General features: G+C 67.3%; 12 protein-coding genes. 4 read left to right on the forward strand and 8 right to left on the reverse strand.

All coding sequences use genetic code 11. The features are described 5' to 3' along the window. The first annotated feature begins 31 nt into the window (after window positions 1-31). The 4 genes from accC to ACF8ME_RS18535 all read left to right on the forward strand — a co-directional run bounded on the left by accC (window position 32) and on the right by ACF8ME_RS18535 (window position 4,725). Window positions 32-1,396 (forward strand): acetyl-CoA carboxylase biotin carboxylase subunit, encoded by a 1,365-nt coding sequence (accC, locus tag ACF8ME_RS18520; RefSeq protein ID WP_016448007.1) that lies wholly within the window; start codon window positions 32-34, stop codon window positions 1,394-1,396. An 85-nt stretch (window positions 1,397-1,481) separates the two neighbouring features. Further along, window positions 1,482-2,372, forward strand: a complete 891-nt coding sequence (prmA, locus tag ACF8ME_RS18525; protein WP_047217452.1) for a 50S ribosomal protein L11 methyltransferase — start codon at window positions 1,482-1,484, stop codon at window positions 2,370-2,372. Between the two features lie 75 nt (window positions 2,373-2,447). Beyond that, a complete protein-coding gene (locus ACF8ME_RS18530; RefSeq protein WP_392417732.1) occupies window positions 2,448-3,788 on the forward strand; it encodes a zinc-ribbon and DUF3426 domain-containing protein in 1,341 nt (446 codons plus the stop codon). 34 nt (window positions 3,789-3,822) lie between these two features. Next, window positions 3,823-4,725: a carbohydrate kinase family protein gene (locus ACF8ME_RS18535; protein ID WP_160852018.1), complete on the forward strand. Its 903-nt coding sequence runs from the start codon at window positions 3,823-3,825 to the stop codon at window positions 4,723-4,725. 97 nt (window positions 4,726-4,822) lie between these two features. On the opposite strand, the gene ACF8ME_RS18540 is transcribed toward ACF8ME_RS18535, so the two are convergent. The 8 genes from ACF8ME_RS18540 to ACF8ME_RS18575 form a co-directional block, all read right to left on the reverse strand. Further along, window positions 4,823-5,782, reverse strand: coding sequence for a hypothetical protein (locus tag ACF8ME_RS18540; protein ID WP_392417734.1), 960 nt, complete (start codon window positions 5,780-5,782; stop codon window positions 4,823-4,825). 177 nt (window positions 5,783-5,959) lie between these two features. Further along, window positions 5,960-7,054, reverse strand: coding sequence for a ribonucleotide-diphosphate reductase subunit beta (locus tag ACF8ME_RS18545; protein ID WP_016448002.1), 1,095 nt, complete (start codon window positions 7,052-7,054; stop codon window positions 5,960-5,962). 206 nt (window positions 7,055-7,260) lie between these two features. Next, window positions 7,261-10,179, reverse strand: a complete 2,919-nt coding sequence (locus tag ACF8ME_RS18550) for a ribonucleoside-diphosphate reductase subunit alpha (protein WP_016448001.1) — start codon at window positions 10,177-10,179, stop codon at window positions 7,261-7,263. Between the two features lie 529 nt (window positions 10,180-10,708). Next, window positions 10,709-11,350: a 1,6-anhydro-N-acetylmuramyl-L-alanine amidase AmpD gene (ampD, locus tag ACF8ME_RS18555; protein WP_392417736.1), complete on the reverse strand. Its 642-nt coding sequence runs from the start codon at window positions 11,348-11,350 to the stop codon at window positions 10,709-10,711. Next, window positions 11,337-12,851: a sigma-54 dependent transcriptional regulator gene (locus tag ACF8ME_RS18560; RefSeq protein ID WP_017407447.1), complete on the reverse strand. Its 1,515-nt coding sequence runs from the start codon at window positions 12,849-12,851 to the stop codon at window positions 11,337-11,339. The genes ampD and ACF8ME_RS18560 overlap by 14 nt, the downstream gene beginning before the upstream one ends. Continuing rightward, window positions 12,851-14,614, reverse strand: a complete 1,764-nt coding sequence (locus ACF8ME_RS18565) for a PAS domain-containing sensor histidine kinase (protein ID WP_312840208.1) — start codon at window positions 14,612-14,614, stop codon at window positions 12,851-12,853. The genes ACF8ME_RS18560 and ACF8ME_RS18565 overlap by 1 nt, the downstream gene beginning before the upstream one ends. A gap of 2 nt (window positions 14,615-14,616) precedes the next feature. Then, on the reverse strand, window positions 14,617-14,877 hold the full coding sequence (locus ACF8ME_RS18570; RefSeq protein WP_016453148.1) for a PP0621 family protein: 261 nt from the start codon (window positions 14,875-14,877) through the stop codon (window positions 14,617-14,619). Further along, on the reverse strand, window positions 14,874-15,689 hold the full coding sequence (locus ACF8ME_RS18575) for an inner membrane protein YpjD (protein WP_017407444.1): 816 nt from the start codon (window positions 15,687-15,689) through the stop codon (window positions 14,874-14,876). Before ACF8ME_RS18575 ends, ACF8ME_RS18570 begins: the two co-directional genes overlap by 4 nt. Window positions 15,690-15,742 lie beyond the last annotated feature (53 nt).

Genomic DNA, 15,742 nt, shown 5'->3' on the forward strand with positions numbered 1-15,742 from the left:
CCGCCGCAGGCACCAAGCCGCGAGGACCTTCATGTTTAAGAAAATTTTGGTTGCCAACCGGGGCGAGATCGCCCTGCGCATCCAGCGCGCCTGCCGTGAACTGGGCATCAAGGCGGTGATGGTGTATTCCGAGGCCGACCGTGACGCAAAGTACGTCAAGCTGGCCGACGAGGCCGTGTGCATCGGCCCCGCTCCTTCGCCGCTGAGCTACCTCAACATGCCGGCCATCATCTCGGCCGCCGAGGTGACCGACGCCGAGGCGATCCACCCTGGCTACGGCTTTCTCAGCGAGAACGCCGACTTTGCCGAGCGCGTGGAAAAGAGCGGCTTCACCTTCATCGGCCCCACGCCCGACAACATCCGCACCATGGGTGACAAGGTCTCGGCCAAGCAGGCCATGATCAAGGCGGGCGTGCCCTGCGTGCCGGGCTCGGACGGCGAACTGCCCGACGATCCGGTGCAGATCCGCCGCATCGCCAAGGCCGTGGGCTATCCGGTGATCATCAAGGCCGCAGGCGGCGGCGGTGGCCGTGGCATGCGCGTGGTGCATACCGAGGCGGCGCTGATCAATGCCGTGCAGATGACCAAGGCCGAGGCCGGTGCGGCCTTCGGCAATCCGGCCGTCTACATGGAGAAGTTCCTGCAGAACCCGCGCCATGTGGAAATCCAGATCCTGGCCGACAACCATCGCAATGCCGTCTACCTGGGCGAGCGCGACTGCTCCATGCAGCGCCGCCACCAGAAGGTCATCGAGGAAGCGCCGGCTCCCGGCATTCCCCGCCGCCTGGTCGAGAAGATCGGCGAGCGCTGCGCTGCAGCCTGCAAGAAGCTGGGCTACCGTGGCGCAGGCACCTTTGAGTTCCTCTACGAAAACGGCGAGTTCTACTTCATCGAGATGAACACGCGCGTGCAGGTGGAGCATCCGGTGACGGAACTGATCACGGGCGTGGACATCGTTCGCACCCAGATCATGGTGGCCGCAGGCGAGAAGCTGCCTTTCACGCAGCGCCAGATCAATGCCCAGCTCAAGGGCCATGCGATCGAATGCCGCGTGAATGCCGAGGACCCCTACAACTTCATGCCTTCGCCAGGCCGCATCACCATGTGGCATGCGCCCGGTGGCCCGGGCGTGCGCGTGGACTCGCACGTCTACAACAACTACTTCGTGCCGCCGAACTACGACTCCATGATCGGCAAGATCATCGTTCACGGCGACACGCGCGAGCAGGCGCTGGCACGCATGCGCACTGCGCTGCTGGAGACCGTGGTCGAAGGCATCAAGACCAACATCCCGCTGCACCAGGACCTGATGGTGGACGCCAAGTTCATGGAAGGCGGCACCAACATCCACTACCTGGAAGAGTGGCTGGCGCACCGCAACGCCAACAAGCGTTGAGCGGGTCACCCGATCGACCATGCATGCTGGCCCCCGGCGACGGCGGCCGGCATTTTTCATTGATTGCTTAGAAAAGGATGGGCCCATGTTCGAGTTGAGCCTGCTGTGCCCGGAAGACCGGGTCGAAACCATCAGCGATGCACTGGATGCGCTGGACGCCCTGAGCGTATCGGTCGAGGACGCCGACGCGCAGACCGAGGCCGAGCAGGCCCTGTTCGGCGAGCCCGGCATGCCGCCACCCAAGGACGGCTGGCAGCGCAGCCGCCTGGTGGCGCTGTTCCCCACGCAGCAAGCGGCCGAAGAGGCACGTGATCTGCTGCTGCCCCAGGACTTCTTCGAGGGCTGCAGCATCATCGCCGTCAAGCAGGTGCCCGAGCAGGACTGGGTGCGCCTGACGCAGTCGCAGTTCGCCCCCGTGGACATCACCCCCGAATTCTGGATTGTTCCCACCTGGCACGAGCTGCCGCCGCAGGCGCGCGTGAGCATCCGCCTGGACCCGGGCCTGGCCTTCGGCACGGGTACGCACCCGACCACGCGCATGTGCCTGCGCTGGATCGCACGCCAGCCCGAGGGCAGCCTGGGGCGCACGCTGGACTACGGCTGCGGCTCCGGCATCCTGGCCATCGGTGCGGCCAAGTTCGGTGCCACCGACATCGACGCGGTGGACATCGACCCGGCTGCCGTGGAGTCCACGCGCTACAACGCCGATGCCAACGCCGTGCAGTTGAAGGCCGGCCTGCCCGATGCCGTGACGGGTGAATACAGCACCGTGCTGGCCAACATCCTGGCCACGCCGCTCAAGGTGCTGGCGCCGCTGCTGTGCGCCCGCGTGGCGGAGGGTGGAAGCCTGGTGCTGGCCGGCATCCTGGAGCGCCAGGCCGACGAACTCAAGCAGGCCTACGCGCCGTACCTGGCACTCGAAGTCGCCGACAGCGAAGATGGCTGGATCCTGATGACCGCGCGCCGCGCGGCCTGATTTGCGCCACGAGTCCCTGCGCGGCTGCCGCCTTCATGGCGCGGGCCGCGAGCAGCTGCCTACAATCGATCGCTGATGAGCCAAGTCACCCGCTGTCCTGCCTGTGGAACCCGCTTCAAAGTGGTGGCCGACCAGCTGCGAATTTCGCAGGGGTGGGTGCGCTGCGGCGTCTGCCATGAAGTGTTCGATGCCTCCGAGGATCTGCAGCCCCTGCCGGCCACGCCTGCGCATGCCGCCGGCAATCCCGTGGCGGGCGGGGCATCGCTCGATGGGCCGGAATTCGAGGACGATGACATCCGCGAATTCCGGGAGTCCATGTGGCTGCCGACGGCGCCCGTGGGGCTGCCGGGGCGGGGTGCTCCGGCACCGGCTGCAGCCACGGCAACTGCTGCAAGCACGGCGCCTGCTGCCAGGGTCGAGCCTTCGCCTGCCGTGCCGCCTGCCGAAGCTGCGGCTCCGCAGGCGCCCGCGCCCGCGTCCCCGGCACCGCCTGCGCAGACCCCTTCGGCTTTTGCCGCCGACGATCCGGGCCGCGAGCTGCCTGGCGCGTCGCTGGTGGACGAGATCCTGGCGGCGTCTGTGGCTGCACCAGCGGCGCAGCCCCAGCCTGACGCGCGGCATGGGCCGGCGGTGGCGTCCCCGTCCGGCCTGGAGCCCGAACCCGAGCCTGAACCCCAGCCCGAGCCTGAACACAAGCCTGTTTCCGCGCCATCGCCGCACAAGGTGGACGGTGCCGTGCCGTCCCAGAAAGCCGATGCGCCTTCGCTGTCCGTCCCGACGGGCCTGGTCCGTGAATCGGAGCGGCAGGCGCAGGTATCCGTGCCTTCGCCGGAGTTCTCCCGCTGGCCCGACAGCGACGGCGAGGGTGGCAGCGACGACCAGCCTGCGCTGCCCGAGGCCGAGCCCGGCTTTGTGCGTCAGGCGCGGCGCAAGGCCTTCTGGCGCCGGCCTGCCGTACGCGTGGCCCTTGTGCTGGGCTGCCTGCTGGGCGCGGGCGCTTTGGCAGGCCAGGTGATGTGGGGCCGGCGCGATGCGCTGGCCGTGCAGCATCCTTCGCTGGCGCCCACGCTGCAGACCCTGTGCGCCATGGCGGGCTGCGAGCTGCAGCCGCGCCGACAGATCGGCGATGTGGTGATCGGCAGTTCGGGTTTTCGGCAGCTGCCGCGCAACGGCCAGTACCAATGGAGCCTGACCCTGGAGAACCGTTCCGACTTCCCCGTGGCCATGCCCGCTGTCGAACTCACGCTCACCGATGCGCAGGACAAGCTGCTGCTGCGGCGCGTGATCCGGCTCGACCAGTTCGGTGCCCCCGCGCAGATCGAGGGCCATGGCGAATGGAGCGTGACCGCCCCGGTCGAAGTGCAGGGCCTGGAGTCCGCCGTTGCCGGTTACCGCGCCCTGGTTTTTTATCCCTGATTCCCCTGACTCTTCAAGAAAGCCGAGACACACCATGGCCGCTCTCATCTGCGGATCGCTTGCGTTCGACAACATCATGACCTTCGACGGAAGGTTTGCCGACCAGATCCTGCCTGACCAGTTGCACATCCTCAATGTGTCCTTCCTGGTGCCCACGCTGCGCCGCGATTTCGGCGGGTGCGCGGGCAACATCGCCTATGCGCTGAGGCTGCTGGGGGGCGATGCCTGGCCCATGGCCATGGTGGGCAGTGACGGTGCCGACTATGTGCAGCGCCTGCAGGATCTGGGCGTGCACACGGCGCACATCGGCCAGTTGCAGGACACGCACACGGCCCAGTGCATGATCATGACCGACCGCGACAACAACCAGATCACGGCCTTCCACCCGGGCGCCATGATGCAGGCCCACGGCAACCGCATCACGCCCGAACTCAGGGAGCAGGTGCGCGTGGGCATCATCGCTCCCGATGGCCGCGAGGCCATGATCGAGCATGCCCAGCAGTTCAAGGCTGCAGGCATTCCCTTCGTCTTCGATCCGGGCCAGGGCCTGCCCATGTTCGACGGGCAGGATCTGCGCCGCTTCATCGAGCAGGCCGACTGGGTGGCCGTGAACGACTATGAAGCCCGCATGCTCAGCGAGCGCACGGGCTGGAGCCTGGAGCAGATTTCAGGGCAGGTGCAGGGCCTGGTGGTGACGCTGGGCGCGCAAGGCTGCGAGGTCTGGGTGCAAGGCACCAGGACCCCGGTGGCGCCTGTGCAGCCCGCTGCCGTGGTCGACCCCACGGGCTGTGGCGACGCGTGGCGTGGCGCCCTGCTTTTCGGCCTGGAGCGTGGCTGGGATCTGGTGCGTTGTGCAGAACTGGGCAACCGCCTGGGTGCGCTCAAGATTGCCAGCCGCGGCCCGCAGAACTACGTGCTGGACTTCGCCAAGCCCTGAGGCGGTGATCGCCGGGTGGCGGTACAGCCGCCATCGTCGCAATGAAAAAAGCCCGACTCGAAAGAGCCGGGCTTTTTGCTTTGAGACCGGAGAAGTCTCAGGGCTTGCTGCCTGTGGGGAAGGGCCATGCGGCTTGGGGTGCCAGGCGGGTTTGCGCGATGGGCGCGGGTGCGGCAGCGGGAGCTGCAGGCGCGGCAGCGGCGGGAGCTGCTGCGGCCTTCTTGGGAGCAGCGGCCTTCTTCGGCGCTGCAGCCTTCTTGGCGGGAGCGCCAGGAGCTGCTGCAGCCTTGGCGGGTGCTGCTGCGGGCTTGGCAGCCGGTGCAGCGGCGGGCTTCTTGGCCGCAGGAGCTGCAGCCTTCTTGGCGGGAGCTGCGGCCTTCTTGGCGGCAGGAGCAGCAGCCTTCTTGGCAGGCGCGGCAGCCTTCTTTGCAGCAGGAGCAGCAGCCTTCTTGGCGGGCGCTGCGGCCTTCTTGGCAGCAGGCGCAGCAGCCTTCTTGGCAGGAGCTGCGGCCTTCTTGGCAGCAGGAGCAGCAGCCTTCTTGGCGGGAGCAGCGGCCTTCTTTGCAGCAGGAGCAGCAGCCTTCTTGGCAGGAGCGGCGGCCTTCTTTGCAGCAGGCGCAGCGGCCTTCTTGGCGGGAGCGGCGGCCTTCTTGGCAGCAGGAGCAGCAGCCTTCTTGGCGGGAGCAGCGGCCTTCTTTGCAGCAGGAGCAGCAGCCTTCTTGGCGGGAGCAGCGGCCTTCTTTGCAGCAGGCGCAGCAGCCTTCTTGGCAGGAGCGGCGGCCTTCTTGGCAGCAGGAGCAGCAGCCTTCTTGGCGGGAGCAGCGGCCTTCTTCGCAGCAGGCGCAGCAGCCTTCTTTGCAGCAGGAGCCGCAGCCTTCTTGGCGGGAGCGGCAGCCTTCTTTGCAGCAGGAGCCGCAGCCTTCTTGGCGGGCGCTGCCTTGGCAGTAGTGGCCGTGGCTTTCTTCACGGCTTCAGCCTTGGGGGCGGCCGCCTTTTTGGCGGTGGTCTTCTTGTCGGTGGGGGCCTTGGTAGAGGCCGTCTTCTTCGCAGTTGCCATCATCTTCTCCTTCGTTGATTTGCACAAAACACTTCGGGGTACGGGGCTCCGAAGCGATTCAATGCGATGTGGAGTGACGCATCGCAATGAACACGGAGACGCCCCACGCCGCAACACCATCGGTATTGCAAAAGCGTGAAGCGCGTCATGGTTCGCATTGTGCCTGCAGAGAAGCGATTAATCCCAGGAAAGTGCGCCTCCGGTTTGATACTCGATGACGCGTGTCTCAAAGAAGTTACGTTCCTTCTTCAAATCGATCATCTCGCTCATCCAGGGGAACGGGTTTTCCTCGTTGGGGAACAGGGCCTCCAGGCCGATCTGCGTGGCGCGGCGGTTGGCGATGTAGCGCAGGTAGCCCTTGAACATCGATGCGTTCATGCCCAGCACGCCGCGCGGCATGGTGTCCTCTGCGTAGCGGTATTCCAGCTCGACGGCCTTGACGAAAAGCGCCGTGATTTCTTCCTTGAATTCGGGTGTCCACAGCTGCGGATTTTCGAGCTTGAGCTGGTTGATCAGGTCGATGCCGAAGTTGCAGTGCATGGACTCGTCGCGCAGGATGTACTGGTACTGCTCGGCAGCGCCGGTCATCTTGTTCTGACGCCCCAGGGCCAGGATCTGCGTGAAGCCCACGTAGAAGAACAGGCCCTCCATCAGGCAGGCGAAAACGATGAGCGACTTCAGCAGCGTCTGGTCGGTCTCGAAGGTGCCGGTCTTGAAGCTGGGGTCCATGATCGCCTCGATGAAGGGGATCAGGAATTCGTCCTTGTCGCGGATGGAGGGAACCTCGAGATAGGCGTTGAAGATCTCGCCTTCATCCAGGCCCAGCGACTCCACGATGTACTGGTAGGCGTGGGTGTGGATGGCTTCCTCGAAGGCCTGGCGCAGCAGGAACTGGCGGCACTCGGGTGCGGTGATGTGGCGGTAGGTGCCCAGCACGATGTTGTTGGCAGCCAGCGAGTCGGCCGTCACGAAGAAGCCCAGGTTGCGCTTGACGATGCGGCGCTCGTCCTCGGTCAGGCCGTTGGGGTCCTTCCACAGGGCGATGTCGCGGTTCATGTTCACTTCCTGCGGCATCCAGTGGTTGGCGCAGGTGGCCAGGTACTTTTCCCAGGCCCACTTGTACTTGAAGGGCACCAGCTGGTTGACGTCGGTCTTGGCGTTGATGATTCGCTTGTCGGCGGCGTTGACGCGCTGGTGTGTGCCGGTGGCGGGGGCAGCTCCTGCGCCGGTCGGCGTGTTCGAGAGGGTGGCGTCGTCGTCAAAGGTCAGCATTGCAATTTTCTCCGGCATGCCCTGAGGCATATGTTCAGTTCATTCGGTGCGAAAGAGGCCTCTCTTTCTGCTCCGGTCAATGTAGGACCATGGGTGGCCTGGCATGTTGAGCAGGCCCAAGGTCCATGGCGAAGATCCTGCGCATGGCGCTGGCTGGCGGGCAGGGCGCGGGGCCTGCGCCGTGGCGAGGCCCCGCGCTGCGCGGCTTACTGGCAGGCTTCGCAGCCGGGATCGTCGATGGCGCAGAACTTGATGTCCGTCGCCGGGGCCTGGGCGCGTGCGGCGGCTGCCGCGGCTTCCAGGGCGCTGGAGGTGCTCACGGCAGCGGGCTGGGCGGCAGCCGTGGGCACTGCGTTGAGCACGCGGCTTTGCACCGTGGACTTCTCGATGTTGGTGGCGCTGGTGGTGCGCAGGTAGTAGGTGGTCTTCAGGCCACGCAGCCAGGCCAGCTTGTAGGTGTCGTCCAGCTTCTTGCCCGAGGCGCCGGCCATGTAGATGTTCAGGCTCTGGGCCTGGTCGATCCACTTCTGGCGGCGTGCAGCGGCCTCGACCAGCCAGGTGGGCTCGACCTCGAAGGCGGTGGCGTACAGGTTCTTGACGTCCTGGGGCACGCGGTCGATGGGGCGCAGCGAGCCGTCGAAATGCTTGAGGTCCATGACCATCACGTCGTCCCACAGGCCCAGGCGCTTCAGGTCGCGCACCAGGTACTGGTTGATGACGGTGAACTCGCCGGACAGGTTGGACTTGACCGACAGGTTGCCGAACGAAGGCTCGATGGAGGCATCGACGCCGACGATGTTGGAGATGGTCGCCGTGGGGGCGATGGCCACGCAGTTGGAGTTGCGCATGCCGTGCTGGCCGATCTTGGCGCGCAGCGCATCCCAGTCCAGGCGCGAGGAACGGTCCACTTCCACGTAGCCGCCGCGGGCCTTCTCCAGCAGGTTCAGCGTGTCCAGCGGCAGGATGCCCTGGTCCCACAGCGAGCCCTTGTAGCTGGAGTACTGGCCGCGTTCCCTGGCCAGTTCGGTGGAGGCCCAGTAGGCGTAGTAGCAGATGGCTTCCATCGACTGGTCGGCGAACTCGACGGCCGCGTCGCTGGCGTAGGCGATGCGCATTTCATAGAGCGCATCCTGGAAGCCCATCAGGCCCAGGCCCACGGGGCGATGGCGCAGGTTGGAGTCCTTGGCCTTCTGCACGGCGTAGTAGTTGATGTCGATCACGTTGTCCAGCATGCGCATGGCCGTGGTGATGGTCTTGCGCAGCTTGCCGTGGTCGATGGCGCCGTTGGTGATGTGGCGCGCCAGGTTGACCGAGCCCAGGTTGCAGACGGCGGTCTCGGTGTCGCTGGTGTTCAGCGTGATCTCGGTGCACAGGTTGGACGAGTGCACCACGCCGGCGTGCTGCTGGGGCGAGCGCACGTTGCAGGGGTCCTTGAAGGTGACCCAGGGGTGGCCGGTCTCGAACAGCATGGACAGCATCTTGCGCCACAGGTCCACGGCCGGGATGCGCTTGAACAGCTTGAGCTCGCCGGTGTCGGCCTTGGTTTCGTAGGCCGTGTAGGCGCGCTCGAAGGCTGCGCCGAAGAGGTCGTGCAGGTCGCCGACATCGGAGGGCGAGAACAGGGTCCACTGGCCCTTTTCCATGACGCGCTTCATGAACAGGTCGGGAATCCAGTTCGCCGTGTTCATGTCGTGCGTGCGGCGGCGGTCGTCACCCGTGTTCTTGCGCAGCTCGAGGAATTCCTCGATGTCCAGGTGCCAGGTCTCCAGGTACGTGCAGACGGCGCCCTTGCGCTTGCCGCCCTGGTTCACGGCCACGGCCGTGTCGTTGACCACCTTGAGGAAGGGCACCACGCCCTGCGACTCGCCGTTCGTGCCCTTGATGCGCGAACCCAGGGCGCGCACGCGCGTCCAGTCATTGCCCAGGCCGCCGGCGAACTTGGACAGCAGGGCGTTTTCCTTGATCGACTCATAGATGCCGTCCAGATCGTCGGGCACCGTGGTCAGGTAGCACGAAGACAGCTGCGAGCGCAGCGTGCCGCTGTTGAACAGCGTGGGCGTGCTGCTCATGAAGTCGAAGGAAGACAGCAGTTCGTAGAACTCGATGGCGCGCGCGTTGCGGTCCTCTTCCTGCAGCGCCAGGCCCATGGCCACGCGCATGAAGAAGGACTGGGGCAGCTCGATGCGCGTCTTGCGCACGTGCAGGAAGTAGCGGTCGTACAGGGTCTGCAGGCCCAGGTAGTCGAACTGCTGGTCGCGTTCGGCCTTGAGGGCGGCAGCCAGGCGGGGCAGGTCGTAGTTCAGCAGCTCGGGGTTGAGCAGCTCGTTGTCCACGCCCTTCTGGATGAAGCCGGGGAAGTAGGCGGCGTAGGCCGACTGGATGTCGGCAGGCTGCACGTCATGGCCCATGACCTCGCGCACGATGGTGTGCAGCAGCAGGCGGGCGGTGACGTAGGTGTAGTCGGGGTCCTTTTCGATCAGCGTGCGCGCGGCCAGGATGGAGGCCTTGAAGACTTCTTCGATCGGCACGCCGTCGTACAGGTTGCGCAGCGTCTCGGCAACGATGGGCGCGGCCTGGATGTCGGCATTGAGGTTGCGGCAGGAGGCCTCGATCAGGGCCAGCAGGCGGGCCTGGTCCAGAGGAACGCGCTGGCCGTTGTCGGTCACATGCAGCACGGGGGCGGGCGCGGCCGCAGCGGCGGCAGCGGCCTCGGCGGCCTTCTTCTGCTCGGCACGCTCCTGGTTGCGGCGGTCGCGGTACAGCACGTAGGCGCGCGCCACGTCGTGGTGGCCGCCGCGCATCAGGCCCAGCTCGACCTGGTCCTGCACGTCTTCAATATGGAAGGTGCCGCCGCCCGGACGCGAGCGCAGCAGGGCGCGCACCACGGCCTGGGTGAGCTCGTCCACGGTCTCGCGCACGCTGGCGGAGGCAGCGCCCTGGGCGCCGCGCACGGCCAGGAAGGCCTTGGTCAGCGCGACGGCGATCTTTTGCGGGGTGAAGGGCACCACGTCGCCGCTGCGGCGGATGATCTGGTAGCCGTCCTGCACGGACAGGTGATGGGCGGAGGAAGGATTGGCAGCATCACCGTGCGCAGCGGGAGCCAAAGAATTCAGTGCTTCTTGCATGAGTTTCCTCAACGGGTGTTTGTGGATAGAACGGACGCGGACCTGCACTGGGGGCAGGCTTGCTGGGAGATGGAATCGATGGCCGGATGTGCACACCGTTTTCACAGGGTGTGCACAGCTTGTGAACACTAGATATGGTGTCCGGCGTGCTCTCAGGCACTACCTGTAGTGTATCGCCGTCTCATGTACACGGGGTACTCACGGCCGGAAAACCGCTGTTTGCGCTGCGCCAAAACAGTGCCCAGCATGCAAGCCCATAGCAGCAGATCACCGCTGCGCGGTGGCTGGCGGGCGATGGCCTGTCGCAAGCCGCTACAGCCTTGCCGCTGCGCCGGTCGGACCGCCGAAAGCCCCATGAACAGTGGGGCTGCGACACATGCGTGAATTTGTAAAAAAAGATCAGGCCGGCCCGGCGTGCGCCTGCGCGCCACATGGGTTGCTTTCTGGATTGACAGCGCACTTTTCCTGGGCCTGTGGACAAGCCGGCCTGCGTGCAAGGCCTGGCGCAGTCCGGCAGGAGGGTGTGTGCTTACGTGGAGGGCTGGCCGGCGCGGGGCGGCAGCTGCCAGTTCGCCGTGGCCTGGTGACGGGACAGCAGCCCGCGCAGCCGGGGCCAGTCGAAGCCGGGGCCGGGATCGCGTTTGCGGCCGGGCGCAATGTGCTCATGGCCTGCGAGATGGGCGACGGGGTAGCGTGCGGCGATGGCTTCGCACAGGTTCTCCAGGGCCGCATATTGCGCCGGCTCGAACGGCAGTCCCTCCAGGCCCTCCAGCTCTATGCCGATGGAGTCGTCGTTGCAGCGGTCCTTGCCGCGCCAGCTGGAGGCGCCCGCATGCCAGGCGCGCGCGTCACAGTCCACAAATTGCCAGACCTCGCCCAGGCGCGTGACGAAGAAATGGGTCGACACCTCCAGGCCGCGTATGCCCTGGTAGTAAGGATGGGCGTCCCAGTCGAGCTGGTTGGTGAACAGTTGCTGGACCGCCCCCGTGCCGTACTCGCCGGGGGGCAGGCTGATGGAGTGCACGACGACCAGATCGACCAGGGCCTGGGCCGGGCGCTCGCCGAAGTTGGGCGAGGGCAGGTGGCGTGCCTGTTGCAGCCAGCCGCCTTGCCAGGTCCAGGCCGGGCCCATGGTCGTGGTGGCTGGTGCCTGCGGATCAGGCTTCGCCATGGCCGCCTCCGTCCGCCTCGGCGCTGGCGTCGCCGGGCAGGGCGATGTTCAGCCGGTCGATGCGGTAGCGGATCTGGCGCAGGCTCAGCCCCAGGCGCGCGGCCGTGGCCGTGCGGTTGAAGCCGTTTTCCTGCAGCGCCTGCACCAGGATGCCGCGCTCGCGCTCGTCCAGCCAGGCCTGCAGGTCGCGGGGCAGCTCCATGTCGGCAGGCTCCGGCGGCGGTGCGGCGCCGTCGTGCGCCTGGGTCTGCGTCGATGCGGGTGGAGCCGGCGGAGTGCCGCAGGGCAGCTGCATCTCGGGGTCTATGCGCAGCGGCCCTTCCTCGCCCAGCGTGATGGCGCGGTGCAGCAGGTTCTCCAGTTCACGCACATTGCCGGGCAGGGGCAGGCGGGCGATCTGCTCCAGGGAACGCTCGTCGATCTCGGGCATGGGCAGGCCCGACTCCTGCGACAGCCGTGCCAGCAATGCACGGCACAGCGCGGGCAGGTCCTCGCGGCGCTCGCGCAGCGGCGGAAGAAGTACTTCGATGACGTTGAGGCGGTAGTACAGGTCCTGGCGAAAACGTCCTGCCTGCACGTCGGCGGCCAGGTCGCGGTGGGTGGCGCTGACGATGCGCACGTCGGCCGCTTCCTCCTGCGCCGAGCCCAGGGGGCGCACGCGGCGTTCCTGGATGGCGCGCAACAGCTTGGCCTGCATGGGCAGCGGCAGGTCGCCGATTTCGTCGAGGAACAGGGTGCCGCCGCGTGCCGCCTGGAAATAGCCGTCGCGGTCCTGGGTGGCTCCGGTATAGGAGCCCTTGCGGGCGCCGAAGAACTCGGCCTCCAGCAGGTTTTCGGGAATGGCGCCGCAGTTCACGGCCACCATGGGGCCGTGGGCGCGCTGGCTGCAGGCGTGCAGGGCGCGCGCCACCAGCTCCTTGCCCGTGCCCGACTCGCCGTGCACCAGCACCGGCGCCATGCCGCGCGCCACCTTGGCAATGCGCTGCTTGACGGCCTGCATGGCGGGCGACTCCCCAACCATGGCGTCGAGCGCCCCGCCGCCGCTGAGCACGGGGCTTGCGGCCGACGCCGCCGAGGGGCTGCGCGCCGGCATCACGCCGGGGGGCGGCACGCCGCCCACGCCCTGGGCGGCCGAGGCCACGACCAGGCGGAACTGCTTGAGGTCCACGGGCTTGGTCAGATAGTCGAAGGCGCCCGAGCGCAGGGCTTCGACGGCATTTTCGGCCGAGCCGTAGGCGGTCATGACCACGCAGCGTTCTCGCCGCTGCTGGTTGCGCAGGTCCTGCAGCAGCTCCATTCCCATGCCGTCGGGCAGGCGCATGTCGGTGATGACCACGTCGAAGCGCTGGGTCTGCAGCTGTTCGCGCGCCTCGCCCACGCTGGCGGCGGTTTCCACGCGGTAGCCTTCGCGCAGCAGGGTCAGTTCATAGAGAGTGCGCAGATCCGGCTCGTCGTCCACGACAAGAATCGATGCGGCAGCGGGCAGGGAGTTCAAGGGCATCACACCACAATCTGGTCAAACAGGGAGGCCGGCAGAGCCGATGCGGCGCCGGCGCGGAACACGATGCTGAAGGCATTGCCCTCGACAGGGCCGTGCGGCGCAGGCCGCGACAGCCGCTGGTAGCTGATGCCTGCATCGTAGCGCTGGCACAGCTCGCGGCAGATGTACAGGCCCAGGCCGCTGGAGCGGCTTTCCGACGAGAAGAAGGGCTCGAACAGATGGCGCTGCACCGTGGGCTCCAGTGCGGCGCCGTCGCTCCAGACCTGCAGCCAGATCTGGCCTGCGGCCGGCGCGCCGGTCAGCACCTGCAGCGTATGCGGCTGCTGGGCGTTGCTGCGGTAGCGCTGGGCGTTGTCCAGCAGGTTCACCAGGATGCGGCGCAGGTGCTCGCCGTCGAACACCACGGTCCTTGCGCGCGCGTCCAGCAGCAGCTGGATGCTGCGCGCAGGCTGGCCCTGGGCCTGCCACTCCTGGCAGGCCTGGGCCACATGCTGGTCCAGGTCCAGCAGGCCGGCGTGGGCCTCGCCAATGTGCTGCTGGGCCCGCGCGATGTTGAGCACGTCCTCGACGGTGCGCGCCAGCCGCTCGGCGTTCTGGCCCACGATGCGGCACAGCTGCTGCTGGGCCGGGTTCTGCGCCAGATCTTCTGCCAGCAGGGCGTTGGCCTGGGTGATGGCGGCCAGCGGATTGCGGATCTCATGGGCCACGGCGGCGGACATGCGGCCCATGGAGGCCAGCTTTTCCGTGCGCAGCCGCGCCTCCAATTCGCGCAGGTCGTGCAGAAAGACCACGCACAGCTGCTGCAGCAGCGCGGGCTCGGCGGCATCGGTGGCGTCGGACGGGGTGGCGACCTCGGTCAGCCAGGTGCGCAGATGCAGTCCCGTCATGCCTTCCTGGCCGATGGACTGCAGATGGATGGCGGCCGATATCGGCAGGTTCTGGGCAAAGCTCTGGGCCACGGCATCCTGCAGCCGCTGCCAGCCGGCGTGCTCCTTGAGTGCGAAGGGCAGGGCATGCGCGTCGGCCAGTCCCAGCAGGTGCAGCGCGGCCGGGTTGGCCTGCTGCACGCGGAATTGGGGATCAACCACCAGCACGCCTTCGCCCAGGTGGCGGATCACCAGGGCATTGACCTGCTCCTGGGCCTGGGCCTTGCGGCTGCTGTGCTGTGCCAAGTGCCGCTCGCGCCGCACGCGGCGCGCCAGCTCGTGCGTCAGATAGGCCACGGCGAAATAGCCTGCGCAGGCAAAGCTGGCCTGGTAGTAGGCCTGGGTACTTTCTATGCGGCCCACCAGGTCCTGCCATGCGACCCAGCCCAGGGTCAGCAGCGTGACGCTGGCCGTGGTGGCCAGCGCCAGCGTCAGATTGCCCAGCACGGCCGAAATCAGGATGGGGATGGCCAGCAGGGCCGAGTAGTTGAGCGGGCCTGTCTGCAACACCTGCAGCAGGCAGATGGCCGCGATGTCCACGCCGATCACGGGCAGCCAGTGCACGCCGGCGCGGGCAGAGGGCGGCTGCTCGCGTGCGGTCAGCCGCACCAGCAGCGTCAGCCCCAGGTAGCCCAGGCAGACCAGCCAGACCAGGGGATTGCCGCCGGGCTGCACGCTGAGCAGCGCCAGCTGCAGCAGCAGCAGCGCAGTGGCGATGAGAACACGGCCCGTCAGAAATCCCTGCCACAGCCGGACGAAGGGGGCGTTGGCGTCGTGCGGCGACTGCGCCGTGGCCTCGTCGATGGTGGGCGGCGGGGAGCGGGCGGCGTCCTGCATGCTCAGCGCCGTTGCGCCAGGGCCCGGTGCTCGGCGCTGCAATAGCTGCGGCCTGCGGCCTCGATGGCTTCGCTGCGCGGCAGGTGCAGTCCGCAGTGCGCGCATTCGACCATGTCCTGTGGAGCCGCCAGCGGCGCGTTGGCCGGGTTGGCCGGGTTGCGCGGCGCAGCCGCCTGGCGCCGCTCACGGGCCTCGGTGCGGCGCTGGCCGCGCCAGACGCCGACGGCAATGACGATGACGATCAGGACCAGCAGGTACTTCATGCGGCGCGCTCCAGCAGCACTTCCATTACGAAGCGTGATCCCGCATAGGCCAGCAGCAGCAGCGCGGCGCCTGCGTAGAGCACGCGCACGGCGCTGCGGCCACGCCAGCCAAAGCGCGCACGGCCGATCAGCAGCACGGCAAAGGTCAGCCACGACAGCAGCGAGAACACCGACTTGTGGTTCCAGACCCAGGCCTTGCCGTAGAGCTGTTCGCCGAACAGCCAGCCTGCGGCCAGCGTGGCCGTGAGCAGCACAAAGCCTGCGGACACGAAGCGGAAGGTCAGGCGCTCCAGCGTGAGAAGGGGCAGGCCGCTGTCATGCCCGCCGCCGCCCAGCCGCATGTGCTGCTCGGCGCGTGTCATCAGCGAGGCATGGACCACGGCGGCGGCGAACAGTCCGTAGGAGGCAATGCCCAGCGCCAGGTGCAGCGGCAGCCAGGGCGAGGCGTTGACATGCAGGGGCGTTCCCGGAAACAGCGCGGCCAGGAGCACGGCGGCCGTGCCCAGCGCTGACAGCGCCAATTGCGCGCGCATCTTGGGGAACAACTGCTGTTCGACCCCATAGACGGTGAGCACCAGCCAGGCCGTCATGGACAGTGCTGGCGCGAACCCGAAGTGCGGCTGTTCCCCGAGCAGGCCCCAGGCCAGGGCCAGGGCGTGGAGCACCCAGGCCAGGCGCAATGCGGCGCGGGCGCCAGCATGGCTGATGCGTCGGGCACCGGCGGCCGGCACGGCATAGGCCACGGCTGCGGCAAGCGCCAGCATCCAGCCCAGGGGCGATGCGTTGGCGGAAATCAGGGGGACGGAGAGCATCTTTCTATGATAGCTGTGGCTTTCCTGCCGCCGGTTGTGCAGGCTCAGAATCC

This window comes from Delftia sp. WSY_7 (assembly GCF_043104845.1).
GTDB classification, from domain to species: Bacteria; Pseudomonadota; Gammaproteobacteria; order Burkholderiales; family Burkholderiaceae_C; genus Comamonas; species Comamonas tsuruhatensis.

Coding starts and splice junctions, on each gene's coding strand:
- accC (WP_016448007.1), top strand. CDS start 32: ATGTTTAAGAAAATTTTGGTTGCCAACCGGGGCGAGATCGCCCTGCGC.
- prmA (WP_047217452.1), top strand. CDS start 1,482: ATGTTCGAGTTGAGCCTGCTGTGCCCGGAAGACCGGGTCGAAACCATC.
- ACF8ME_RS18530 (WP_392417732.1), top strand. CDS start 2,448: ATGAGCCAAGTCACCCGCTGTCCTGCCTGTGGAACCCGCTTCAAAGTG.
- ACF8ME_RS18535 (WP_160852018.1), top strand. CDS start 3,823: ATGGCCGCTCTCATCTGCGGATCGCTTGCGTTCGACAACATCATGACC.
- ACF8ME_RS18540 (WP_392417734.1), bottom strand. CDS start 5,782: ATGGCAACTGCGAAGAAGACGGCCTCTACCAAGGCCCCCACCGACAAG.
- ACF8ME_RS18545 (WP_016448002.1), bottom strand. CDS start 7,054: ATGCTGACCTTTGACGACGACGCCACCCTCTCGAACACGCCGACCGGC.
- ACF8ME_RS18550 (WP_016448001.1), bottom strand. CDS start 10,179: ATGCAAGAAGCACTGAATTCTTTGGCTCCCGCTGCGCACGGTGATGCT.
- ampD (WP_392417736.1), bottom strand. CDS start 11,350: ATGGCGAAGCCTGATCCGCAGGCACCAGCCACCACGACCATGGGCCCG.
- ACF8ME_RS18560 (WP_017407447.1), bottom strand. CDS start 12,851: ATGCCCTTGAACTCCCTGCCCGCTGCCGCATCGATTCTTGTCGTGGAC.
- ACF8ME_RS18565 (WP_312840208.1), bottom strand. CDS start 14,614: ATGCAGGACGCCGCCCGCTCCCCGCCGCCCACCATCGACGAGGCCACG.
- ACF8ME_RS18570 (WP_016453148.1), bottom strand. CDS start 14,877: ATGAAGTACCTGCTGGTCCTGATCGTCATCGTCATTGCCGTCGGCGTC.
- ACF8ME_RS18575 (WP_017407444.1), bottom strand. CDS start 15,689: ATGCTCTCCGTCCCCCTGATTTCCGCCAACGCATCGCCCCTGGGCTGG.